Here is a 24,094-nt window from a genome sequence, read left to right on the forward strand (position 1 = left end):
ATTAAAAATATAGTTATGGAAAATATAGGCACACAAGGATTTTCATTTGATTTGCCAAAAGGAAATTCATCCATTATAAAAGTGATCGGTGTTGGAGGCGGTGGAAACAACGCGCTGAAGCACATGTACGAGAAAGGAATTCACGGAGTAGATTTCGTGATCTGTAATACAGATGCCCAGACTTTAGATAATAACCCGGTAGCCAACAAAGTGCAGTTGGGAACTACCATCACTGAAGGTCTTGGTGCCGGAGCAGATCCTGAAGTAGGAGAAAAATCCGCTATCGAAAGTATCGAAGACATCAAAGCCGCAATGGGCCAGAATACCAAAATGGTGTTCATCACTGCCGGAATGGGCGGTGGTACAGGTACCGGAGCAGCTCCTGTAATTGCCAAGGTAGCCAAAGATCTGGGTATTCTTACCGTAGGTATCGTTACCGTACCTTTCAGCTTTGAAGGTAAAAGAAGACTTGAACAGGCAGAAAACGGTCTTGAAAAACTGAGAAATAATGTAGACTCACTTATTGTTATCAATAACGATAAACTGAGACAGCAGTTCGGAAACCTTGGTTTCAAACAGGGATTCTCAAAAGCCGATGAAGTATTAACCAATGCAGCAAAAGGAATGGCAGAAGTTATTACCGGTTATTTCGATGTAAACATTGACTTTAGAGATGCCAAATCTGTACTTCAGAACTCCGGTACAGCATTGATGTCCACAGGAATTGCATCAGGGGAAAACAAAGCAGAAGAAGCCGTTAAAAAGGCCCTTGATTCTCCGTTGTTGAATGACAACAAGATCACCGGTGCGAAAAATGTACTTCTTTTGATCAGAAGTGGTGCAGAAGAAGTAACCATGGACGAAATCGGGGTGATTATGGACCACATCCAGAAAGAAGCAGGAAATACGGCCGACATCATCTTTGGGGTAGGCGCTGATGAAGAGCTGGGAGACTCTGTAAGCGTTCTTGTTATTGCCACAGGATTTTCAAATGACAACAAGAAATTTGCCGGCCCGACAGAAAAAATCAGAATCAGCCTTAATGACAGTTTTGAAGCACCAAAAGCCTCTCCTTTCAAAACAAGAGAAGAGAGAGAAACTACAACGGAAACTCCGCGTGATTTCGGAGGTAAAAACCTGTTCAGACTGGATGATGAAGACCACGATACTCCTCAGTTTGGTGTAACAACCACTGAAAAAAGAATAATTGTTGAGGAAGAAGAAACCAAAACAGAAATAAAATTCTACGACAGAGAAGAAAACAGACAGGATCCGGCTCAGGAGTGGAGAAATAATGAAGAATCCGAACAGGAATCCTACAGCCTTTTCTCTTACGATGAAGAAGGAGAAGATCCCAATGACCTGGAAATTGAATCATTTAAATTTGATTTTGATGCGAAGAAAGACGATACCCCTTCCCTTTCTTCCGGCAACTCCGGCAGTTCTTTCTCTGATGAAAAACCAGTAGAATTCAGCTTCTTTGTAAACCAGCCCTCATCCAATGAGCCAAAGACGGATTTCGGACAGCCTAAAGCAGAATTCAATGCACCTGTAAGCACTTTAACTGAAACTCCGGTTCAGCAGGCTGAAACCTTCTTCCAGACCAGACAGGAAGAGCCAAGAGCTGAAATCAAACCGGCTGTTGAGCAAGCTCCGGAAACGGAAGCTCCGAAAACAGAAGAATCAGAATTCACCTTTGTGAATAAAGCGGTTGACCAGGAAAGAGTACTGGAAAGAAGAAACAAGCTGAAAGAATTCAACTCACGCTACCAGAGCTTTGACAGCACCAGCGAATTTGAATCTGTTCCGGCTTTCAAAAGAAAAAACATCTCTATTGACGGAACCAATGCATCAGACCAGAATATCAACACCTATCTGTCTGACAATAACGGATCTATGCAGATCAGAGAAAACAGATTCTTAAATAAAGACGTAGATTAATGCTGATGGCAGCCAGCTACTAGCAAATGGCTTTAAAAGTCATATCAAAGCAAGCAGCCGGATGCCAGAAGCCAAAAGCATAAAAACATGAGTTTAGAAAATACTATAAGCGAAGCTATAAAAACAGCCATGAGAGAAAAAGACAGAGTTGCTCTGGATTCTCTGCGTGCTGTAAAATCTCAGATATTACTTCTGAAAACAGAAGCAAAAGGTGCTGAAGTTTCTGCAGAACAGGAAATAGCCATTCTGCAGAGAATGATCAAACAGCGTAAAGACTCTTTTGAACAGTTTGCTGCACAGGGAAGAAATGACCTTGCTGAAGTAGAAGAAGCACAGATGAAGGTAATTGAACAATTTTTACCCAAACAGCTTTCCCCGGAAGAGCTGGAATCAGAGATTAAAAATATTATTTCAGAAACCGGAGCAGGATCTATTAAGGACCTTGGGAAGGTAATGGGAGCTGCTTCAAAGGCATTAGCCGGAAAATCTGATGGAAAAAGTATTTCCGAGATGGCTAAGAAGCTCCTTTCTTAGTTGGCTGCTGAAAAGACACCAACCTATTTTATAAGGATATACAACCTTTGCATATCGATTTGATTAAAGAAGCCCGGAATTGTTTAGTTCCGGGCTTCATTTTTGGATATTCAGGATTATTAATTTCAGTTTAATAGTATTTAAAACTGAAAAAGCTTTCATCTAACTGCCTATTAAGCAGTATTGAATAATTTGTCTGCCTGAGGGAAAGCCGTAATTGTTTTTTTCATGGTCCTTTGTTTTTCAGAATCATTTCAAATTTAACAATTATTTTTCATTATTTATCATTTTATCTTATTTTTCTTCAAATATTATTGAATTATTAATATTTAATTAATTTTCAATACCTAAACTACTGATAGTTTTTATGTATTGAACAAACGTAAAGAATTGCTTAACTTTGTGGTGATAAAAAACAAAATATATGTATCCAACAGATTTAGTAATGCCTATGAAGGCTGAACTTACAGATAAAGGTTTCGAAGATCTTACAACTCCTGCTCAGGTAGAAGGAGCTTTAAAGCAGTCAGGAACCACCTTATTAGTGATCAACTCTGTTTGCGGATGTGCTGCCGGAGCTGCAAGACCAGGTGTAGTATATTCTTTAACGGGAGATAAAAAACCAGATCATTTAACGACTGTTTTTGCAGGATATGATACTGAAGCAGTAGCAGAAGCAAGAAAGCACCTTGCTCCGTTCCCGCCAAGCTCCCCATGTGTAGCGCTTTTCAAAGACGGAGAATTGGTTCACATGCTGGAAAGACACCACATTGAAGGAAATCCTGCAGGGGCTATTGCTGCCAATCTTCAGGCTGCCTATGATGAGTATTGCTAAGAAACAATAATCTAAATAATAAACCGTTACAAATTTGTGGCGGTTTTTTTATTTCATGCTATAAAAATTTTCTGAACTTCCAAATATCATTATATTTGTTGAAATGGCAACAAAGGCACTCTTCAATACGGTAGTCAACTGGTTTATCCGCCAAAGGATAGATCAGATACAGAATTTCATGAACCATCCTATTGAAACCCAAAAAGGTATACTTTTTTCTCAGCTCTTCCATGCGGAAGATACAGAATATGGAAAAATACACGGCTTCAATTCGATTTCCAGTTATCAGGACTTTAAAAACAAGGTTCCGGTTGTAACTTATGAAGATTTCGAACCGTATATCGAAAAGGCGAGGCAGGGCTGCAGAGATGTCAGCTGGCCCGGATATATCAAGCACTTTGCCAAGTCCTCCGGGACAACGAATGCCAAAAGCAAATTCATTCCCATTTCATCGGAAAGTCTTGAATACTGTCATATGAAGGCAGGAAAAGACATGGTTTCCATTTATGCCAACAACCATCCCGAAAACCAGCTTTTTACCAATAAAAATTTACGTTTGGGGGGAAGCTCTGAATTGTATGCAGATTTCAATACAAAATTCGGGGATCTGTCTGCCATTTTAATAGATAATCTTCCGTTTTGGGTAGAAATTACCACCACCCCAAGCAAAAAAGTTTCCCTGATGTCTGAGTGGGAAAGTAAGCTTAAAGCGATTACTTCGGAAGTAAAAAATGAAGATGTGGGAAGTATTCTCGGGGTTCCGAGCTGGATGATGGTTCTTCTCCAAAGAGTTTTAAAGGAAACGGGTGCTGAAAGTATTGCTAAGCTTTGGCCTAATTTAGAGGTGTTTTTTCACGGCGGAATCAGTTTTAAGCCCTACAGGGAGCAATACAGGCAGATCATCGGAAAAAACATCAATTACTACGAAATTTACAATGCTTCTGAAGGCTTCTTCGGGATTCAGGACCGGTCGGACAGTGATGAAATGCTGCTGATGCTGGACTATGGAATTTTTTATGAATTCATTCCGATGGATCAGTTTCATTTTTCAAGCCCGAAAGTTATCAGTCTTGAGGACGTGGAAATCGGAAAAAACTATGCAATGGTTATTACAACCAATGGCGGACTTTGGAGATACCTGATTGGCGACACTGTTATTTTTACCTCTGTCAGTCCTTTCAGAATTAAGATCACAGGAAGAACCAAACATTATATCAATGCTTTCGGGGAAGAACTTATGATTACCAATGTAGAGTCTGCCCTTTCCAAAGCCTGCGAATGCACAGGAGCATCTGTAACAGATTTTACGGGAGCACCGGTATTCATGAAAGGAGATGAAGGAGGAGCACACGAATGGATTTTTGAATTCAGCCGTCATCCTGACGATCTTGAACATTTTATTGATGCTTTCGACCAGCATCTTAAAACCATTAATTCCGATTATGAAGCTAAAAGATACAACAATATTACCCTGAAAAGGCCTATTGTTCACATTGCTAAAGACAATCTGTTCTACCAATGGTTGGAGTCCAAGGGAAAGCTTGGCGGCCAGAATAAGGTACCCAGACTAAGTAATGACAGAGAATATATTGATCCTTTACTGGAAATGAATAAATAAATGCCGCCGCAAAATTTGCGGCGGCATTTTATAAAAATTTATCTTTTTACTCTTAAATTCCTCATATAACTGCCAGCTTATCTACGAATCTGATTTCTTCATAAAAAAAGACATAAAAACAGCAAATAAAATACTGCTCAGCACTAATACAAAACCACTTTTCAGTGTAATTTTATACTCAGAATTCAGGAAACAGTTCAATCCAGAATTGATAGAGAAGAATACAACCATTAACATCAACTTTTTCATATTCATAACTATTTAGATTTCTTTAATAACTTTGTTATAAGGACAATGCCGGCCGCAATGGCCCCTCCGAAAAAAATTCCCCATGAGAACGCTTTTTTCATATACTCCTGTATTAAACCTGCATGATCTGCAGATAGCATTGTATAAACAGAAGAATCCAGGAAGCGTGACAGGGCAGTAATGAACAGAGCAGCAAATACAATCATAGAAATATGTTCTTTTTTCATGGTTAGTTTTTTTTGTTGGTTTTGAACAGGGCAAGTACTAAAAGAGAGCTGAACAGTACAAAACCTAAAGCACTGCAGTAAAATTTCCAGCCATTGGGAAGATCTATGTTTTTATATGCTGCAAAAAAACTGTATACAGTCATAAAAGCAAGCAGTACCAAACCCGAAATTTTAGTTGTTTTAAGCATTAATTTGTTTTTCATAGTCGTTAAAGTTTATTGTTTATGTTTATATGATTATGATTTATTTAAACTTTCCTGATATTAATGTGGACCCCTTTTAATTTTTTTGTTAAAATGATGTTCCTTTCTGTTGTTCCAAATATATAATCGCAGGTTTTCTAAAAACAAATTTTCCTTTTTACGCAGTATGTAAAAAATTAAAATATCTTTGTTTAAAATCACAAAAAAACTTCGCAAATAGGAAAAAACATTTTAGAAACAGAAAAACAAAAAAAATAGACTATTGATAATCAATACATTTTAAAAAAATGCATGCAAACAAAATATTTCCTTGTTTTGAAATGAAAATATTTGAAAAAACAGAAAAAAAGTATTTTTATTTACTTTTACTCAATATCCTCATATTCCTATTAGGGACTTCTTTTATACAGCAGGGCGATATTCATTCAAAAAAAACAGATTTCGAAGGACTTCAAAACAGAATATCTGTCATTTCGAAAGACAGAAAACAAGCTTTTACGCTAACCCAAAAATATATAGAGCTCGCCAAAAAGGATAATCACACTGAGGAATTGATTACCGGCTATGGATACGCCACCACGTTTGCTCCTGATCATGAAAAGATAAAATATGCAGATAGTCTGATTATAGAATCTGTAAAGACTAAAGACAATCGATATATCGGCATGGCCTATGCCAGTGCCGCTAATGCAAATTTTAAAAATTATGACTATAAAAAAGCATTAGAAATGGCTATAATAGCCAATGATTACCTCAAAAATGATACTTCTAAAGAGTTTGCTTATGAAGGGCTGTTTACAATTGCCAGACTTAAAAGTAAAATCGGAGATAATATTGAGGCCCAGAAGATTGCCAATGAAATATATGAATATTATAAATGGAAAAAGGACAAGAAAAATACGGCTGATATCCGAGCCTCTTATATTTACACCTTAAATAATTTAATCAAAATAAATTCTGCCATAAATAATTTTGACCAGAATACGCCTCTATTAAAAGAAGCCTACTCGTTTATTGAAAATAACCAGGATACTGCTTTTTATTTAGCAGATTTAATCTCATCCGATGCATTTAACGAGTATTGTCAGAGAAAATATTCCTCAGCGATCCAAAAATTAGAAAAATCTTTACGTTTAAATAATGATTCTGATAATCATCTCTATGAAAAGTTTTATCTGGGAATGAGCTACTGGAAATTACAACAGGCTGAAAAGGCAATTCCTTTTTTCCAGGAAATCATTGAAGATTATAAAAAAACAGGTAAAATTTCTTTAGAATTCCGTCCGGCTTTTGAGTTTTTTATAGACTATTATAAGAAAAAAGGAAATAGAGAGAAACAGCTTATCGCCGTAGACGAGCTTTTACAATATGAGAACAGGTTTAAAGAAGAGCAAAACAATATTGCTAAGAAATTAAAGACAGATTATGATGAAAAAAGGCTTTTAGAAGAAAAGGAAAACCTGCTTTACGACCGAAAAAAAGAACGCTGGAGTTTTCTTGGTATAGGAGCTTTAGGAATCATTGCTGTTACCGGTTTTTTTATGTATCAGAATAAAAAAAATAAAACCCTTCAGCCATCTATCCAGACTGCAGCCATAGGAGCACCGGATCATACACAGCCCACCGGGAAAGGCGATAATGACAAGGAAATAGCTGCTGTTTCTGAAAAAAAAGAAATTAATGATGCTCCAGGAATAGTTCCGGAAGATGATATCCCCATTGTTTACAGCCCACGAAACCAACAAAAAAACAATCCTGCGGAGATTGATTATGAAGTTTATCTGCCTATTAACAAATATACTGTGAAGCAGCTACTTAAAAGCTTAGATGATTTTGAAAAATCAAATAAATACCTCAGTCCGGATTTAAGACTGGGTACCCTTGCCGAAAAGTTTAATACGAACGATAAATACCTGAGCCGTATTATTAAAGTAAAAACAGGAAAAACATTTAACAGCTATATTAATGATCTCCGCTTTGCCCATCTTGAAAGCATTTTAAAGAGCAATACTGATTTCAAAGAAAGGAAAATAAAAGAAATTGCCAGGTATCTTGGATTTGGAACTCCTGAGTTCTTTGCCACAGCATTTAAAGAAAAATACGGAAAAACACCAAGAGAGTATTTTGAAAAATCCTGATATTAAAGGTTTGTGTTTCTTCTGATTTTTAAAAATAAAACGCGCAAAATTGCCTTTTGCGCGTTTTTAGTTAAATTGTATCAATTTATTTCTTTAAATCTTCTTTTACTTTTTTAGCGGCCTCCTCTACTTTGGAAGCTCCTTTTGCGGCAGCATCTTTTACATCCTTCCCGGCTTCCTGAACTCCGCTTTTAATATCGTTTCCGGCCTTGTTAAGGTCCTGCTTTGTTTTATCTGCTGTTTCGTCAATTTTATCTTTAGCGTTCTGGGCAGCAGCATCTATCTTATTCCCTGCTGCATCTACCTTGTTTTTTATATCTTCTTTTGCTTTGTTAATTTTGGAAGTATCTATACCAGGCCCTTCCGTTACTGTGGTAGAGGTTGTGGTTACAGACCCGTCCGGATTTTCAACCTGCTCTGTTTTAGTGGTTGATTTTGTACAGGATACTACAGCCAGTGAAGCGATCACAACTGCTGCTAAAAATTGTTTTTTCATATTATATTTTATTTAAGTTAACTGATATTTTATTGTGTTTTGACTTCTGCGGCCGGAGAGGCTGCTTCTTTCTGCTTTTTCTCAGCATCTGCCTTTTTCTTCTCTTCTTCCTGTGTCTTTTTATTTTCTTTCTCAAGCTCTGCCTTCAGCCTGGCCTCTTCATCCTGAAGCTTTTTAGCCTGTACTAAAGAATCTTTATACTTCTGTGAGGACATCCTGATCTGGCGGACAATATCTACCGATGTTGCTCCATCTGAAAAAGAATCAATAGCGGTTGTATCATAATTCATCTTTACTTCCCGCTCCCCTTCAAAATTATGAGTTTCTTTCTTTGAACAGGCCGCCATGAACAGCAGGATAATAAAAAGTAAAGCCGATAAATTTTTCATGGAACTAATTTAACAGAAATTCTGCAATTACAGGATAGTGGTCTGATAATTTTACAGAATGATCTACTTTATAGCTTAAAGGAATAATGGATTTTGAGGTGAAGATATAATCAATTCTGAGCGGAACCTTATAATCATGAAAGCTGGTAGAGATCCCGTTTCCTACGGTTAGAAAAGCATCCTGAAGGTCTTTTCCCAGACTGTAATACTCATAAGAATTGGGTACAGAGTTGAAATCACCTGCCAGAATCACTGGGTAAGGTGAAAAATCAATCACTTTTCTTATTTTCCGGATCTGTTCCTCATGGGCTTTAAATGTAGGTGTCATGTGGGAAAGCAAGGTAGCAATCTTATCTTTCTGCTTTCCAAAACCATCAAACTGAAGCATAGATTTATGAAGCCTGAAAGGTTCCAGATAGACGTTTACAACCCGTATGATTTTCCCGTTGATATCAACATCTGCATAGAATGAGTTCCCCCTTGATTTATCCTGAATTAATTCCTCCTGTCTTACAATCTTATGTTTTGTTTTAAGAATAACTGTAGGATATTTTACAAGATCTTTCTTTATGGCTTTATTTGTGTCTTTTTCCTGAACCAGAATAATATCGGCATTTTGATCTTTGATGTATTTTTTTACTTTATCCCATCCAAAATCACCATATTTTACATTGAATGTAAGTACTTTAATATCTCTTATTGTTTTTACATTGGCTGTTTTGGGGGTAAAATTAACCCATCTTCTTATGGGGTTATAAAAAACCAGGATTCCCAGAGCAAATGCAATCGCTATTTTTTTTCTTTGAAATACCCAGATCAATGTCAACAAAATATAGGTAATAATCAGGTAGGGGAAGCCCAGAGAAAGCAGATTGAGGGTGCCCAAAAGATTAGGCGGAATCCACGCATTCCCTAATGTGCATAATAATAAAACGGCAACAGCAATATGTAGAAATAGCAATATCTGATTCGGCTTCATGAATAACGGTCTAGGTACGGATTTTTTTAATCAAAAATCCTACCAAGCCGATAAACTTTAACTAATTTTATGATTATTAGTTATTTACTGAGAAGGTTGCCACTACAGGATAGTGATCTGAAAGCTTTATCGTACGGTCAACTTTATAGGAAACGGGCCGTATTGATTTTGAGGTAAAAATATAATCAATCCTGATGGGAAATCTGTAGTCATGGAAGCTGGTAGCGCTGCCTTTTCCTGCTTTCATAAAAGCATCTTCAAGCCCTTCGGATAAATGATAGTATTCGTAGGAATTCGGTACTGAATTAAAATCTCCCGCCAGAAATACAGGATACGGAGACTGATCGATTCCCGTCCGGATTTCACTCACCTGATCCTGATGCTTTTTAAAAACCGGAATAAGCTTTTTTACAATATCCCGCAGCCTTCTTTCATCCTGCTCTTTATCACCATTCATCTTCACCATTGACTTATCAAATTTATATGGTTCCAGATAAACGTTGACAAAGCGATATACTTTTCCCCTGATTTCAATATCAGCCTGGGTTCCGTAAGCGTTATTCAGATCATAATTTCCTTCAATCAGGCTTTTAGTCTCTATTATTCTGTGTCTGGAATAAAAAGCAAGAACCCCGTTATTATGGGCAATTTTAGCTTTCGACATTCCCTGTATTGTAAACGCCTCTCTTCCTTCTTCCTGGATCAAAATTACATCTGCATCAATCCTGTTCAGATACTGCTCTATTTCCCGAGCTCCAAGCAATCCGGCTTTGATATTAAAAGTAACCACTTTTATATCATCGGAACTAACTTTCTTATCAGAGGAATAATTAATCCATCTTTTAACGGGGCTGATAAAAGCCAACCCGATCAGCATAAAGGCAAAAGTTCTTTTTTTCCAGCTGAAAAGCCAGAACAGGGTACAGATGATATAAGCTGCAATAAGAACGGGAAATCCTAATGAAAGCAGATTGAACCATGGAAATATCTTAGGCGGAATATAAGCATTCATTAAGGTCCCCAACAACATGAACAAAATGCCCAAGTGCAGGATAAGTACGATGAGACGGAAAACTTTCACAGCAGGTCTTTAATTGAAACGGTACAGATGCTTCTTCCAGTTCCGTGCCAGAAGCCACCCTACCAGCGCACCTCCAACGTGAGCCAAATGGGCAATTCCCCCCCCGTTTCCGGAAACTCCCAGGTATATAGAAACCACAATAACAATAGGCATCAGGTATTTTACTTTTATAGGAACCGGAATAAACATCATCATAATCTTTGAATCCGGGTAAAGGGTTGCAAAGGCTGCTACTACTCCGAAAATAGCACCTGAAGCTCCTACCATTGGAGTAGCAACAATGCCCCTGAAGTTTTCCAGCAGCTCCTTCTGCCGCAGAACCGACTCTGCATTTCCTGAAAATTCAACACTGGCACCGGATAAATAAGCATTAACATTGAACCCAAGCTGTTGCAGCTCACGGGTATACTGCTGAGCTTCAACAAAGTTCCACCCGTTAAAGAGGAAAAATGCCCCGAGCCCGCTTACAAAATAGAGGATGAGATATCTTTTTTCGCCCAATGTCTGTTCCAGAATAGGTCCGAAACTATACAGGGTTAACATATTAAACAAAATATGCATAATGCTTCCATGCATAAACATGTGGGTAATGATCTGCCATGAATGGAAGAACGGAGAAAAAGGATAAAATCCGGCAAGGTATTCTATGGCCTTACTTCCGAGAAAATAAGAGCCGATAAATACAATGATATTAATGATGATTATATTCCTTGTAATTGGCGGTATATTGTTGAACATCTTTAAAATTTGTTTTTAAAATCATTAAACGGAACTTCGTAGAAGCATCTTTTTCCATCCGGTAAAAACTCCGGAAAACCTAATGCTGTAAAATCTTTGATAACCTGTTCCGCATCTTTCTTATAAATAAAATCGAATCTCGATTTCGACTGCATTTTATTCCATTGGCTATGGTAATACTGCATGAATTCTTCTTCTGTCTTATATTCCAGAATTTCGAAAAGATTTTCGAGGAACTTCATCGCCTGTGTTTCTTTCAGTCCTTCCGGAAGTGAATCTATTCTGAGTACGCTTTCATGGGCAATTTTCATTTCAAATCCCAGTTCAGGAAGATATTTTTTGAAGGCATTATATTTTGTTTTCTCTATTTCATTCATGTGGTATTCCAGGGAAAACAGCAATGCATGGCTGTTTGTATTGGATTTCCGGGTAGATTTATTATTTTCTGAAACCAGCAGCCTGTGCATTCTTCCCAGGTCCAGCATCAGGGTTACATCTCCTTTATTGAACAGCCAGTACCCATTAGGCAGCCTCATCAGATCCTCATCAAAATCTTCATCTTCAAACAAATTAATTTTAGAAGGTTCCGCAGTAATATTCTGATGATACATTTCTGTAAGGTTCTGAATTTCTTCCGGCTGTACATTTCTTTCTTCCAGAAACGGATTATAATCTTTATCTACAATAATTTCCGGCATCTTGATCACTCCTCCGCCTCCGCCGTTGCTTTTGCTTGGGACGGGTTTATTCATCATTTCATCCAGATCAGGATCCCTGTCAAAATCGAGGCTTGGTGAAACATTGTAAATTCCTAAAGACCTTTTAATGGTTGAACGCAATAAAGCAAAAATAAGGTGTTCATCCTCAAACTTTACTTCCGTTTTCTGCGGATGAATATTCACATCTATTTTTCCGGGATCTAATTCTAAATAAAGGAAAAAAGAAGGAACATAGCCTGGCAACAGTAAACCTTCAAAAGCTTCCTGAACCGCTTTGTTAAAGTAGGGGCTTTTGAAGTACCTTCCGTTAACAAAAAGAAACTGTTCGCCCCGGTTTTTCTTAGCGCCTTCCGGTTTTGCAACAAATCCGTGAAGCTGGCACCAGACAATATCTTCTTTAATAGGAACGAGCTGCGGCTGAAGCTTTCTTCCGAACACATCAACAATACGCTGCATCTGGCTTCCTTTTCTCAGCCTGAAAACAGCTTCATCATCATGGAAAAGAGAGAACTCAAGATTTTCATGGGCCAGGGCCACACGCTGGAACTCATCAATCACATGACGGAATTCAACATTGTTATTTTTAAGGAATTTTCTTCTTGCCGGAACGTTATAAAACAGGTTTTTCACCATAAAATTGGAGCCGTCTGCCGTCTGCACCGGGTCCTGAAACTGAAAAACACCTCCTTCAATGTAGATATTCGTTCCTATTTTAGCATCATTCTGTTTGGTTTTCAGTTCAACCTGAGATACTGCTGCAATAGAGGCCAGAGCTTCTCCTCTGAAACCTTTGGTAGCGATTTTAAAGATATCCTCTGTTCCTTTGATCTTGGAAGTAGCGTGTCTTTCAAACGCCATTCTGGCATCTGTCTCAGACATTCCTTTTCCGTCATCAACTACCTGGATCAGGTTCTTGCCTGCATCTCTTACGATCAACTCTATTTTAGTTGCTCCAGCATCAATGGCGTTTTCCAAAAGTTCTTTCACTATGGATGCAGGCCTCTGCACCACTTCTCCTGCCGCAATTTGGTTGGCTACATGATCCGGTAAAAGCTGAATAATATCTGACATAAAACGTGTAATCAACTTACAAAAATAGTTAATGAAAACGGGAATTAAAAGATTAAAGCTGTGAATTAATATTTAATTATCAACAAATCAACAATCCTGCCGGAAATGCTGCCGGCATAAAACCTTTGGCAGCTTATTCTTTATTCAAAAAGAACAGCCCTCTGATTGCTCATAACAAACAGAGGACTGATTCACAGCTAGTTTACACAAAAATAATACTGATATTTACTTTATAATTTAGTCTTCAAAGACAAGCTTTCTTTTTTCCTTTCTGTTAGGAATTCCGTGAATTTTGTCATACAGATAGGCCAAAAGGTTCGGTTTTTTATAAATTCTGCTGTATCGGTATCTCGTATTGAAGTGTCTTACATGAATTTTATAGGCATCGTACCCGATAACGATCAGAAGGCATACGCTGATGACATAAAATACTCTGAATTCCAGGTAATAATAAGTCAGTCCGGAGAATACCGCTCCTAAAACATAGGCTGCCATAATGCTCATCAGCAGTTTTGCCCTTCCTATCAGTTCGCCGTTTTTACGGTATTTTTTCTGGGTAAACATGGAGAATAAAATTCCGAGATCGGTTGTTGTTCCTGTAAGGTGGGTTGTTTTTACCGAGAAATTGGAAATACTCGCTGTAAGACCATTCTGAAGTCCTGTGGCAAAAAGCATCAATGCAACCAGATATTCTGTTTCTTCCAGTGTTTTCTGATAATACAGCTGGCCGTATATCCCTACAAACAGAAGACATATAATCTCCAGCACAATAGGCATGGCATGGGCAAAATATTTACTTTTCTTATTAAAGTTGATGACAATGAAGTTGGACAGGAAACTTCCGAAGAAGAATAAGAAGATCCACCCTCCTACTACTGCGACCTGTGTCCAGTTGGCTTTACTGATCTCCGCCGCTAAAATGGCGTAATGTCCCGTTACGTTAGACGTAAATGAGAGGAAAATCAATAGAGAAGCTATATTTATAGTACCTGCAGTGAATGCAGTCAGCGTTCCCAATCTGATGTTGTCTCCCAATGTTCTGCTGTTACTATAATTTCTTAACATTTTTTATTTTTTTTATTGTGGGTTTATTTTTAGGCCTCAACAAAGATCTCAGCCAGCCTTCCTCTTTCCGGAAGTCTTTCAGGAACATCTACTTTAATTTCCTGAGACTGCAGTTCTTTACATTTTTTGATATAAGGAGTAAGATCGAATTTTCCTTTCCCTTTACTTTTAATAGATGGAGAATAGTAAGCCTCCTCAATATTCTCAGCTTTCACATATTGGTTGAATGTTCTCTGGAAACTTCCCGTGAAAATATCACAGATGATCTTATCTACTAAATGCGGGTATTTATTCCTGATGATACCATAAGCATCACAAAATTCTTCCGGTCTTATCTTGCTGAATATGGTACTCTTGGTATTGAACAAAAGGTCTCTGATAGAATCCCCCTGGTCATATCCTGAAACAAGAAGTATTTTATACTGATTCTGATCTTCCTGTGCGTCTTTCTCTTTCAGTACTTTTTTCAATATGTTTAAAGACTCAAGAGAGTAATCTGTTGCAATTAAAATTGTTTTAGCCATGTTCTTATGATTTTGTTTGTGTTTATCTTTTTTGATGATACAAAACTAGAACGGCCAGATTAAAAGACCTTTGGAATGGAATTAAAATGTGATTAAAGAGATTAAAATGAGATTAGAAAATTGTTAAGGGGAGTTAACATGGCTGAGAAAGAGATGGTATTCTGGCTTATGAAGCCTTTAATAAAAAACACATGATCCCTGATAATTTCTACATAAAACAATAAAACTGCCCAATAGAGCAGTTTTATATACATTATATAATATATCTGGATAACTATTTATCCTGTTTCATACTTTATTCTAGTATACTTATTGAAATTCGGGACTTATTAAATCAATGCTATAAATCTGGCATCGGACTCGCACTTGCTCCCTGATTCATCAAACGAATTTTCATATCTCTGAAATACTTTATATCTCCAAAAGTACCATCCAGAAATTCTTCCATATAATCTCCATTTCTTAATGTGTCATGTAGAAACACCGGAAACACTCTATCTAAGCTTTGTTTATTTTTGGAAGAAACTCCCGGATCATTTTTATACAGACTGATACTATCAATACCAATCCAATTATAGAGAAAGCGAATATCTTCAAAATAAGGTCCATCATCTTTATATAGTCGGTAGTTCTCAGGACGATCAACTTTTCGAATAATATACATCCAGTCATCTAAATTAAAATCTTTCCATAATTCAGGAATAATAGTAAAAAGACTCCTCACATCTGTATATCTAAAATATTCTGTGCCTAGTAATTTGATAATTAAATCTTTAGAATTATAAGCTAATAATTCATTTTTTAAAGGTTTATATGAATCCCAGCCACTATCTTCTAGTCCATGCTGTAATTTTTGTATAATTTGCTCCATTATTTTATGTTTTGTATATATATTATTTTATCTTTTCCAAGTCGTATAATTTCTCCTTTATTATTTAAACCTAAAGGTGTGATTTCATTGCGAGCCCTTTTGATAGGTATTTCGAGGCCTCTTAAAATTTCCCCCAACCTCTCTGCTTCTTCCAATGTGGGTGTGTAGTGCCCAGACATATTGTCAAATTCTACAATTTTACCATTTTTAAAACGAATACCTCCAGCAGCTAAAACATCTTCTCTATTTCCTAATAAATGATGTTTTTTCCCTATTCTCAATTCTCCTGATTTCGTAATCACAAAATCAAATTCTTTTGAAGGAAAAATATTATCATTCAATTGCTTAAAAACTCCACGAGAATCCATTTTATATTCAATAATAAATCCCTCTTTTGGAAGAGCATCTGTAGGATCTTTGTTGATAATTTTCGGTGTTTTCTCACAAAAAGCGCTTATTCTATATTCGTCCAAAATCTTTCCAACTTTTTCAGCATTGTAGCTTATTTTTCTTATCTCTTGCAAAACCTTTTGATAAGCCCTATCGTACCTGCTTCCCTGTGTAACAATCTCACCTTTGTAAACCAATGCAAACTTCCTGTTACTGCTTACTGAACCTATAACATCAGGGTTAATACCTCCTTTTCTTCCGATATTTTCCATGATAGCAGCGGCATCAAGTTCCATAAAAAAAGCTCCATTCTGCACCAAAGCATCACATTCCGATGTTTTTGAAAAGAATCCTGCGCTTGGGATTACCCATTCCGTTGGCTGAAACAAACGAAGGTCTTTTCTTTGGAAAACCCCACTGTTTAAATCCAAAAATACGGAAATTGCCATTGCCCTCAACCCTTGCTTTACTTTTTCTGCGGTCTGGGGAAGTCTCATTAAGCTTAAACAGCCTCTGTAAAAAGCTACAACAATTTGTCCCAAACCAACTACAACCTGTGGAGCTGCAACAGCTGCTCCCAAAACAGTATAAATCAGATCCCATTGCCTTAGAAATTCTTCTCCTCCCGGCAATTTTGCTATTTCTTCCCGGAATACCTGTATGGTAAGATCAGGTAATGCCAGACTAAGATCAGCTGCCGCTAACAATAACAGATAGGGATTGTCTGTCAATACTAATGCTCCAATTCCAAAAACCACTCCCATCATATCGGCTACAATTCGCATCGTTTCGTTGATATCTTCCCAATTTTCCGCATCAGCAAGTGCTTTTACGTAAATAGCAGGAACCATCATGGTGACGGAATCTTCTTGTCCTGTTTCCCTATGCAAAGTCTCTGTTCGGGTTTCATCTTTGAAATAGACCATATCCAATGGATAAAACTGAGCCCCTTCATCCAGATCTTTTATTACCTGTTCGGTTGCATTAGGATCTCCTTCTTTGGGTACAATGAAAACTCTTTTTACGACTTCTTTTTGCTGTTGAAGAAAAAATGTTTTTTCATCAGACTTTCCCAAACCTAAAAGAAACCCTCCTAATTCCAATACCCTTGTACTGACCTTATACCCGTTTCCTATTCTGAATTCGGGAGCTCCTTGCTGTGGCCGGTTCTCTGAAAGCAGACAGGCTTCCATCAGAATCGTAGCAAAAATAATCCGGTTGGATTTCATTTCGCCATTCATCTCACTGAATCCATCTAAATTAAAATAAATTCTGTTACAGAGCTCAGGGTCAGATTTAAATTTTTCCAACAGAAAATGATGATCTGAAAAAGCCTTTAATACATTTACTAAAGCTGAGCTGCCATCTCTCCAGCCACTGAATATTCCGGTATCATCAAGCTTTGTTAAAGCAAGTAGATGCCCAAATATCGTTTCATTTTGCAGTGCCATTCCTTTAAGAACAAACTCCGGTGCCTGAGTATAGAGGAACTTAATCTCTTCTGCACCTTTTGCATTAAGGAAGCTGGATTTAAAAATAGTAATGAAATATTTTTTATATTTATCACCATTTTCAAAATCGCCATAGCCAACAAACCTAACAAGATTTCTGAATTCTTCATAAGAAAAGGTCTCCAATACAATTGCTTTTTTCCTTCTTAATGACACAGTATCAGCATCTCTGTGATAAAAATAAATCAATTGGGCAGATATTTCCTCCTTTGGTCCGTCAATCTCAAATTTGATTTCGCACTGCGTCTGTACCAGATCAACAAGTTCTTTATTCTTATTAAGATAAGTGTTTAGCCGGATGAAGTTCTCTTTATCATCCTTTATATTGTTTTCTTCCGCAATTCCATCATAGTCATCAATATTATAATCCAATATATAATGCATGCGTAACTGGTTGCTATATTTAAGCTTATTACAGAGCAGCTGCTTTTTTATAAAATCATCAGTACGCCAGTTTTGGCTGGTTACTTCTCTAAGTTCAAGTGTTTCCATTCTTTTTCATTTTTGAAAAAGGCAGAGCATTACACTCTGCCATTAATTAATACTTCTTAGGAAAGCTTATCCAGCTGTTCTTTGTGAATTTTCACAAATTCATGCAGATAAGAAGCCAAAAGCTCGGTAAGTCCGGCCTTATTATTTTTCAATAACCAAAGCATATACTGGTAACTTGAAACCCTCACCTTGCCTGCAGCCGTATCATCTGTAGGTTCCGATAAAGGCAACTCAATGGGCTGATTGTATTGGTCGCGGAGATAGCTCCATGTTTCCTTATAAATTACCCATTGCGGGGCAGGCAGGGAAATATTGATCTCTTCACCGGTTTCTTTGTCTTTCAGCACCTGCTCATAGTTGAAACAGATAAACTGCTGCTTGGACTTGGCATCAATATCCAACACCCGGATACTTCTTTCGAATTGTGGAAGTTTTGGATGCGCCTGAAGAGGCAGTTCTGCCAGATAGGATGATATATTCTCAATGCTGTTAAGGATTTCCTTAATGTTTTCCGGTATTATTAAATGTTCATTCATAATGATCTTGATTTTAAGTTTAAAAAAGGATTAATTCTGTGATATTAAAAGACACATTTGCGCTTACGCTCATATTCGTATTGAACATAGCAAAGGAAAGTGCCTCTGTTGAGATACTTTTGGAGTAAGTAAGAACAGTTCCGTTTTTTGTAAGAACAAAATAGACTACTGATCCTCTTCTCATAATGATATAATTAAATGTTTCTGGGTTTATTGGTGCTTGCGAGTGTACCACCGAACTATTGTCCAGATAAACCTGACGCCCCCATGAATCCGATCTTCCTACAACCCTCAGACTTGCCATATTAAGATTAAGCAGGTCTAACGGAGTGGAATCGAGCATCAAACCGATAGAATGGTATGGAGTTGTACTGCCCGGAGAACTAAAATTCACACTAACATCAAAACTCAAATAAAAATCCTGATTGGCTTCTATAATTTTGGATGATTTCAGAGCAGATACTACAGTAGCTTCATTAGCATAGGATTTTACATTTGAATTACTCTGATACTGACCGGCCCCTGCATTTCCGAATACTCCATCATTAGCAACATTATTATAAATCTTCTTAGACCATATAATAGAACTCAGATCAAAGTTGTTGGAAGAAGCAGATACCATAACAACACCCGCCGTACGATGCACCTGAACAATAGGAGTTGAAGTTCTTATCACAATATTATAATTCTGACCAGCAGGAAGGGCATCTCCATATACTGTAACTACCATAGATTTTCCATCGGCAAAAGTTTGAAAGCCCAGACAGTCAATTTCACCAATTCCCAACTGATTTTCCTGAGGTATAAATTTCACTGAAGTATTTGTCGGGTTTAAGTTTAAATTCAACCCCTGCAATAGAAGGTATTTTACCGTATGTTCATGTTTAATAACTGATGGTGTGATGGAATAAACATTAAGTGCCCCATTACTGTACTGGTTATTCCAAGCCAGACCAAACTGCTCTTTTTCTGCGGTTGTTAAAACATTTGGAAGCTGTAGAAGAATATTTTTTCCTGCGGTTTTTCTGATGCGTCCCGAAGCATCCTGACATAAGAATGTATTAAATGTGGGATCATTGGAGGCATCACTTAAACCTGTGATCGAATAGTAAAGTCCTGAAGTATTCAGTGTCCAGTTGGCACCTAATGTCAATCCTGCTCCCGATATGGTGGTCAGAGAGGAGTTGGCAATGTTTTTTCCTAAATCACCGGCAGGTAACTTTGCTGCGTTTCCATTGTTATCTAAACCTATAATTTTAGGATAATCCTGAACATTGCCATCTGTTAATGGTTTATCCAGCTTTTGGTTCAGTTTTTCACGAGTATCCTCATTGTATTTTTCCTGGTTGGTGATTCCCTCAGTAATAAAAGACTGATTGGAAATCGACAGATGTGTATCCGCCAGTTCGAGAGGAACACTCCCATCTGTAACGGCGTGTGTTTTCAGATCTCCATTTTGATCGATGGCATAATCTGTATAAATCGGAGAGCCGGGTTCGGCTACCTGGTAAATGACATTCGTTTCCCTCTCAGCTATTGGAGGTAATTCATTTACACGTATAATTTTTCCTATGATTGGCATTTTTTTATTTTTTTTATTAATATTTTTACGTCCAGTCCCCTGATATAACCTCCTGTCCTTCAATCGTTTCAACTCCAAGAAGATAATCATTAGCTATAAAATTAGTTTCACAAATTGATCCTAATTCATCATCAAATTTTACTTCAGGTTCACAATAGCAAGGCAGAGCTTTTTCTACTTTCAGTCCGATGGACCCGGCCTGAAGAACAGTAAGAGAGGTCGGGATCTTTTCCCTCCATGGTTCTCCTTCTTTTGTGGCTTTTGGTGAACGTAATTCATCCACAATAGACAGAAATAACGGATCATCGATTACCGGAACTTCTCCTCCGTTCCAGATTTGGCCTGTAGCTAAGAAATGCCTTACTGACTCTTCAAATCCTGGTCTTACCGTAACGATAACTCTTGCCATTCCTGACTGCATAAAGGCTCTGAATGTAGGATCATTATCATCAAACTGATAAAGATCTGCCCAGTTAGCTCTATTACCCCAATAATAAGGGTATAGATAATAACTCATGATTTCCCATTCAAAAGACTGTTCCATGAATTTTACAAAGGCTGAATACTTGTCCAGACTTTCATTTACTTTTATCTCAGTATTGGTAAAACTCTCCACAGAGCTGTCTGTCTGGTAATATTTATTTTTCCCGAATGTTAATTCTGCATTTGGATTCTGATTCAGCATATAGGAAATACAGTTCCTTCTCAGGATGGTATTTTCTATTTTTCTGTAGAAACCAGGATTGGAACCTTTGATCTGAACTCCTAATGCTTTTGCATCGGCTAATGCAGCTTCATATTTTCCTAGTTCTACTTCGTACGCATCAATAATTTTATTGAAAGTCGTCTGGAGCCATTCATTTTTAGCTTCTGTAGTCAGTTTACATCTAACACTTGCATTAACATCAATTGCATGAGATCCAATCAATGAAAATGAAACAGGAACTACCTGATAAAAATTATTAATCGGAAGCTCAGAGCCATTCATATAAGCTCCTCCAATTCTTAAATAGTGTCCTAATATACCTTCTCCACCTGTTTGTACCACCCCTATAGCTGCAACAGTTACATAATTTTCAGGGATTTGGATTTCTGCACCTCCGGCGATAGCTTCGTCATATTCTGATCTTCCATCTGAGTCTCCGACTGTATTAGAAAAAGCTTTCCCTACATAAATGATTTCTTCTGGTTTTTTATCAATATCTACATTGTATTTGCTTAGCCAGTATTTTAAAATCAACTCACCTGAAGTCCCATCTAATGATGAAAAATTCTCCATCTTGTTTACTGGGGCTGTTCTGGGATCTATAGGCTTTATTAAAAGGTTTTCTGCAATCTTGCTTGATTTCATTCCTAAATTGTGAAGTTTTGCAGGTTCAGGAATCATAAATTCAAACATCATACGCTTACCATAATTGTAGATCTGGTTTTTTACCACTTTATCTACCCATCGGTAAACACCTACTACATGGTTACTTCCTTTGGTATTGTCAAACCCGTGTTTGTTATTCTCTTCATATTCTTCCAGGATTTTATCAATACGCTCTTCCTTTACCTTGGTAACAATCCTGTCCAATGCTCTTGCTGTAATATCTTTAGCATCAGTGACTGCCTGACGGTTACTTTCTTCTTTGGAGTTGTGAGTAGCATAATTGGCTGCCGTGCTCAGCATATATTTTGAAGCACCGCCTCCCCATGATGCATTAAATCCAGCCTGCGCTGCAAAATCTTTGGATTCCTGAAGTATTTTTGAAACTTCATTTTGCATTTCATATCTTTCGGTAGAGGTAGTATCAGTAAGTTTTTCTTTTTCAGATTCTGATGATCTGGTGGTTTGGGATTCACTGCGCTTAAGTCTTCGTGTTGCTTTTTCTTTATACTCCCTTGCCATAATGTTCTCAATATGGGCTACTTCTCCTTCTACATAGCAATAAGTACTTTGTTCTACTTTTCGATAGTCGGCAATACCAATATTTTTCATCCCAAAACCTGAGGGAATAAATGTACCTTCCGGGATATTGGGATTAGAGGGGTTTTCCGGAGTTCCAGGATTGGTTGGACCTACACTTCTATCTTTAGGTGTAAATATTCCACGTCCCTGAAACAGATGACTGGAATTGTTTGTCCTGTTTAGCGTCGCCTGCATTGTATAAGAAAGCCCGTCACTTAAGACAACATCTCCTTCCAATTCTATAATCTCTATCTTTTCAAGATCCACATAAGGAATTTTATTATTTTGGAAGAGTGAAGTTACATTAGCCGCACCGCTCCAAGGGTCTGTTTCAGAATCTGACGCAATAGTCTGCCCGCCTACTTTAACCCGATAATTTGCGGTAATAATATGTTTGGGATGATTTATATTCGTAGTAACAGTCACTGAATGCCCCATACCAGGCATAAGTGGGACCCTACGGGTTGCTGTTGTGAAGGGGATAACTTCATTATTATTCAGGGAATTGGTAACAGGAACTAAAATGCCTCCTATATTGGTAAAAGTAGGCTGGTTAAGCTCTGTATTGTTCAGGATTTGCTGCTGCTGCAATTGACTATCCTGTATAACTGCTCTGAAAATTTCTGCAAAAGTAGAAACTCCTTCTAAAGCCTCGTTAACAGTTCCTGCATCGAAGATTCTACTTAATGTATAACTGTTTTCATCAGTTAAAGTACTTTCTATTTCTTCAGGATTAATTTCTGGCCTGAATTCAAAACTAAACTCTGGTAAGTCAAGCGGAGAAACATGAAGGCTTAAAAGCTCTCTATTTAGCCCGGATAACTCTTCCTTTAGGTCTGGATTTCTATCATATAATTCAGGATTAGCAATGCTTAGTTCGGTAAGGTATTTAACCCGGTTTTCAATAACTTTTTTCCTACTCTCTATTTCTGATAACTGTTTCTGATAATCAGACTGAATAGGTTTTACTTCTTGCAGATAGTTTTCATAGCCCACTTTATAGGCTTTCTGATATTCTTTTTGATAAATTTTTTCCAGTTTATTCAGGGATGCAGACAAATCCTGGTTCATTTGCAGGTTATCCACTGCTTCTGTATATTTCTGGTCTTTTTCGCTGTAGAAAGGTTCGCTTAGCTCTCTTTCTGGCTCCACAGAACTCCTGGAATAAATTACCGAATTAAAATCACGTGCAGTCTTAAAAAGTTCTTTCGGAAGAACAACTTTTGCTCTGATAATATCTTCATATTGCTCTTGTGTAGTTCCGTCATAATTGGCTAGAATGTGATCAAGGTGTAAAAGCTGTATCAGGGTTTCTTTTGCATAGAAATCTTTTTGGGTTACAACCTGATAGACAAGATTATCCCAGATATTAGAATCGCTGGGAATTGCCAGATGAAAAGACCGTCTGAATTCGTCAATTTTAGCATCAAATTCAGTTTTATTAGTTTTGCTTTTGTTTCTTGCTACCCAAACTGCCAATTCATAAAAATCGGGACCTTGTGCTTTTAAAGAAGCTTCTGTTTCTATTGTTAAACCTGTTATTCTTTCACAAACAGACTTTAATGATTCTCCCGCTTCTACTCTTGGGTCAATAACGCCTTTTTGTCTTGAATAATTTCTGAAAATAAATCTTCTTTCCCTGTTTTCCGGGTCAGACAGCTCTGCATTACGCATTGTCGCAAATCTGAATAAAGTTTGTGAGCCATTATTTTGATTAATTGCTTGCATTTTTTGTAAATTTGGTTGATTTTATATAGGTTAAGGTCTGAAGCCCTTTTTATTAGGTATCTTCAGGTTTTAGCCTTATTTTTTTAGGTGGTGTCCGGCAAAAAGATATCCACCAGATTGTTTTAAGTCGAGTTTCATTTTCTGTGTTTTCTATAATGCAAATATCCATCAGGGAAGCGACAGAACTCGTCGTATTATATTTATAAAAACAATAACCTGAAACCTA

At 37.4% G+C, this 24,094-nt stretch carries 20 protein-coding genes; 5 read left to right on the forward strand and 15 right to left on the reverse strand.

Annotation, left to right across the window (positions count from 1 at the left end; all coding sequences use genetic code 11):
* Positions 1-15 precede the first annotated feature (15 nt).
* The 4 genes from ftsZ (at position 16) to AOB46_RS13795 (ending at position 4,928) form a co-directional block, all read left to right on the forward strand.
* On the forward strand, positions 16-1,941 hold the full coding sequence (gene ftsZ, locus AOB46_RS13780; protein ID WP_062700332.1) for a cell division protein FtsZ: 1,926 nt from the start codon (positions 16-18) through the stop codon (positions 1,939-1,941).
* 87 nt (positions 1,942-2,028) lie between these two features.
* A complete protein-coding gene (locus tag AOB46_RS13785) occupies positions 2,029-2,475 on the forward strand; it encodes a GatB/YqeY domain-containing protein (RefSeq protein ID WP_062700334.1) in 447 nt (148 codons plus the stop codon).
* A gap of 424 nt (positions 2,476-2,899) precedes the next feature.
* Positions 2,900-3,310 carry a BrxA/BrxB family bacilliredoxin gene (locus tag AOB46_RS13790; protein WP_062700336.1) on the forward strand — a complete coding sequence of 137 codons (411 nt, stop codon included), beginning with the start codon at positions 2,900-2,902 and terminating at the stop codon, positions 3,308-3,310.
* Positions 3,311-3,413: 103 nt separating this feature from the next.
* Complete coding sequence (locus tag AOB46_RS13795; RefSeq protein ID WP_062700337.1) at positions 3,414-4,928, forward strand: GH3 auxin-responsive promoter family protein; 1,515 nt, start codon at positions 3,414-3,416, stop codon at positions 4,926-4,928.
* 257 nt (positions 4,929-5,185) lie between these two features.
* Here AOB46_RS13795 and AOB46_RS13800 read toward each other — a convergent pair whose 3' ends face one another.
* Positions 5,186-5,404, reverse strand: coding sequence for a hypothetical protein (locus AOB46_RS13800; protein ID WP_062700339.1), 219 nt, complete (start codon positions 5,402-5,404; stop codon positions 5,186-5,188).
* 2 nt (positions 5,405-5,406) lie between these two features.
* Positions 5,407-5,607 carry a hypothetical protein gene (locus AOB46_RS13805; RefSeq protein ID WP_062700341.1) on the reverse strand — a complete coding sequence of 67 codons (201 nt, stop codon included), beginning with the start codon at positions 5,605-5,607 and terminating at the stop codon, positions 5,407-5,409.
* A gap of 320 nt (positions 5,608-5,927) precedes the next feature.
* Between AOB46_RS13805 and AOB46_RS13810 the strand changes: the two genes are divergently transcribed.
* The gene (locus AOB46_RS13810) at positions 5,928-7,745 is read left to right on the forward strand and encodes a helix-turn-helix domain-containing protein (RefSeq protein WP_157845066.1); all 1,818 of its coding nucleotides are present in this window, start codon (positions 5,928-5,930) and stop codon (positions 7,743-7,745) included.
* Between the two features lie 85 nt (positions 7,746-7,830).
* Here AOB46_RS13810 and AOB46_RS13815 read toward each other — a convergent pair whose 3' ends face one another.
* The 13 genes from AOB46_RS13815 to AOB46_RS23105 all read right to left on the reverse strand — a co-directional run bounded on the left by AOB46_RS13815 (position 7,831) and on the right by AOB46_RS23105 (position 23,868).
* A complete protein-coding gene (locus AOB46_RS13815; protein ID WP_062700344.1) occupies positions 7,831-8,241 on the reverse strand; it encodes a hypothetical protein in 411 nt (136 codons plus the stop codon).
* Between the two features lie 29 nt (positions 8,242-8,270).
* The gene (locus AOB46_RS13820) at positions 8,271-8,630 is read right to left on the reverse strand and encodes a hypothetical protein (RefSeq protein ID WP_062700346.1); all 360 of its coding nucleotides are present in this window, start codon (positions 8,628-8,630) and stop codon (positions 8,271-8,273) included.
* A 4-nt stretch (positions 8,631-8,634) separates the two neighbouring features.
* A complete protein-coding gene (locus AOB46_RS13825; RefSeq protein WP_062700349.1) occupies positions 8,635-9,609 on the reverse strand; it encodes an endonuclease/exonuclease/phosphatase family protein in 975 nt (324 codons plus the stop codon).
* A 76-nt stretch (positions 9,610-9,685) separates the two neighbouring features.
* Positions 9,686-10,690, reverse strand: coding sequence for an endonuclease/exonuclease/phosphatase family protein (locus AOB46_RS13830; RefSeq protein ID WP_062700351.1), 1,005 nt, complete (start codon positions 10,688-10,690; stop codon positions 9,686-9,688).
* A gap of 9 nt (positions 10,691-10,699) precedes the next feature.
* A complete protein-coding gene (locus AOB46_RS13835; RefSeq protein ID WP_062700353.1) occupies positions 10,700-11,428 on the reverse strand; it encodes a rhomboid family intramembrane serine protease in 729 nt (242 codons plus the stop codon).
* A 2-nt stretch (positions 11,429-11,430) separates the two neighbouring features.
* Positions 11,431-13,218, reverse strand: coding sequence for a DNA mismatch repair endonuclease MutL (mutL, locus tag AOB46_RS13840; RefSeq protein WP_062700355.1), 1,788 nt, complete (start codon positions 13,216-13,218; stop codon positions 11,431-11,433).
* Between the two features lie 237 nt (positions 13,219-13,455).
* On the reverse strand, positions 13,456-14,283 hold the full coding sequence (locus AOB46_RS13845; RefSeq protein ID WP_062700356.1) for a YoaK family protein: 828 nt from the start codon (positions 14,281-14,283) through the stop codon (positions 13,456-13,458).
* Positions 14,284-14,312: 29 nt separating this feature from the next.
* Complete coding sequence (locus AOB46_RS13850) at positions 14,313-14,807, reverse strand: hypothetical protein (protein ID WP_062700358.1); 495 nt, start codon at positions 14,805-14,807, stop codon at positions 14,313-14,315.
* Between the two features lie 340 nt (positions 14,808-15,147).
* On the reverse strand, positions 15,148-15,678 hold the full coding sequence (locus tag AOB46_RS13855; RefSeq protein ID WP_062700360.1) for a hypothetical protein: 531 nt from the start codon (positions 15,676-15,678) through the stop codon (positions 15,148-15,150).
* On the reverse strand, positions 15,678-18,071 hold the full coding sequence (locus AOB46_RS13860; protein WP_062700362.1) for a hypothetical protein: 2,394 nt from the start codon (positions 18,069-18,071) through the stop codon (positions 15,678-15,680). The genes AOB46_RS13855 and AOB46_RS13860 overlap by 1 nt, the downstream gene beginning before the upstream one ends.
* Before the next feature lie 56 nt (positions 18,072-18,127).
* The gene (locus tag AOB46_RS13865) at positions 18,128-18,607 is read right to left on the reverse strand and encodes a hypothetical protein (protein WP_062700364.1); all 480 of its coding nucleotides are present in this window, start codon (positions 18,605-18,607) and stop codon (positions 18,128-18,130) included.
* Positions 18,608-18,626: 19 nt separating this feature from the next.
* Positions 18,627-20,189, reverse strand: a complete 1,563-nt coding sequence (locus AOB46_RS13870; RefSeq protein ID WP_131724382.1) for a hypothetical protein — start codon at positions 20,187-20,189, stop codon at positions 18,627-18,629.
* A gap of 25 nt (positions 20,190-20,214) precedes the next feature.
* Positions 20,215-23,868 (reverse strand): hypothetical protein, encoded by a 3,654-nt coding sequence (locus AOB46_RS23105; protein ID WP_131724383.1) that lies wholly within the window; start codon positions 23,866-23,868, stop codon positions 20,215-20,217.
* Positions 23,869-24,094 lie beyond the last annotated feature (226 nt).

The organism is Chryseobacterium indologenes (assembly GCF_001295265.1).
GTDB classification, from domain to species: Bacteria; Bacteroidota; Bacteroidia; order Flavobacteriales; family Weeksellaceae; genus Chryseobacterium; species Chryseobacterium indologenes_A.

Excerpts from the sequence above, each read along its gene's own strand:
- AOB46_RS13815 (WP_062700344.1), bottom strand. The coding sequence starts at position 8,241 with ATGAAAAAACAATTTTTAGCAGCAGTTGTGATCGCTTCACTGGCTGTA.
- AOB46_RS13825 (WP_062700349.1), bottom strand. The coding sequence starts at position 9,609 with ATGAAGCCGAATCAGATATTGCTATTTCTACATATTGCTGTTGCCGTT.
- AOB46_RS23105 (WP_131724383.1), bottom strand. The coding sequence starts at position 23,868 with ATGCAAGCAATTAATCAAAATAATGGCTCACAAACTTTATTCAGATTT.
- AOB46_RS13820 (WP_062700346.1), bottom strand. The coding sequence starts at position 8,630 with ATGAAAAATTTATCGGCTTTACTTTTTATTATCCTGCTGTTCATGGCG.
- AOB46_RS13855 (WP_062700360.1), bottom strand. The coding sequence starts at position 15,678 with ATGGAGCAAATTATACAAAAATTACAGCATGGACTAGAAGATAGTGGC.
- AOB46_RS13850 (WP_062700358.1), bottom strand. The coding sequence starts at position 14,807 with ATGGCTAAAACAATTTTAATTGCAACAGATTACTCTCTTGAGTCTTTA.
- ftsZ (WP_062700332.1), top strand. The coding sequence starts at position 16 with ATGGAAAATATAGGCACACAAGGATTTTCATTTGATTTGCCAAAAGGA.
- AOB46_RS13790 (WP_062700336.1), top strand. The coding sequence starts at position 2,900 with ATGTATCCAACAGATTTAGTAATGCCTATGAAGGCTGAACTTACAGAT.
- AOB46_RS13785 (WP_062700334.1), top strand. The coding sequence starts at position 2,029 with ATGAGTTTAGAAAATACTATAAGCGAAGCTATAAAAACAGCCATGAGA.
- AOB46_RS13800 (WP_062700339.1), bottom strand. The coding sequence starts at position 5,404 with ATGAAAAAAGAACATATTTCTATGATTGTATTTGCTGCTCTGTTCATT.
- AOB46_RS13810 (WP_157845066.1), top strand. The coding sequence starts at position 5,928 with ATGAAAATATTTGAAAAAACAGAAAAAAAGTATTTTTATTTACTTTTA.
- AOB46_RS13845 (WP_062700356.1), bottom strand. The coding sequence starts at position 14,283 with ATGTTAAGAAATTATAGTAACAGCAGAACATTGGGAGACAACATCAGA.
- AOB46_RS13865 (WP_062700364.1), bottom strand. The coding sequence starts at position 18,607 with ATGAATGAACATTTAATAATACCGGAAAACATTAAGGAAATCCTTAAC.
- AOB46_RS13870 (WP_131724382.1), bottom strand. The coding sequence starts at position 20,189 with ATGCCAATCATAGGAAAAATTATACGTGTAAATGAATTACCTCCAATA.
- AOB46_RS13795 (WP_062700337.1), top strand. The coding sequence starts at position 3,414 with ATGGCAACAAAGGCACTCTTCAATACGGTAGTCAACTGGTTTATCCGC.
- AOB46_RS13835 (WP_062700353.1), bottom strand. The coding sequence starts at position 11,428 with ATGTTCAACAATATACCGCCAATTACAAGGAATATAATCATCATTAAT.
- AOB46_RS13860 (WP_062700362.1), bottom strand. The coding sequence starts at position 18,071 with ATGGAAACACTTGAACTTAGAGAAGTAACCAGCCAAAACTGGCGTACT.
- AOB46_RS13805 (WP_062700341.1), bottom strand. The coding sequence starts at position 5,607 with ATGAAAAACAAATTAATGCTTAAAACAACTAAAATTTCGGGTTTGGTA.
- mutL (WP_062700355.1), bottom strand. The coding sequence starts at position 13,218 with ATGTCAGATATTATTCAGCTTTTACCGGATCATGTAGCCAACCAAATT.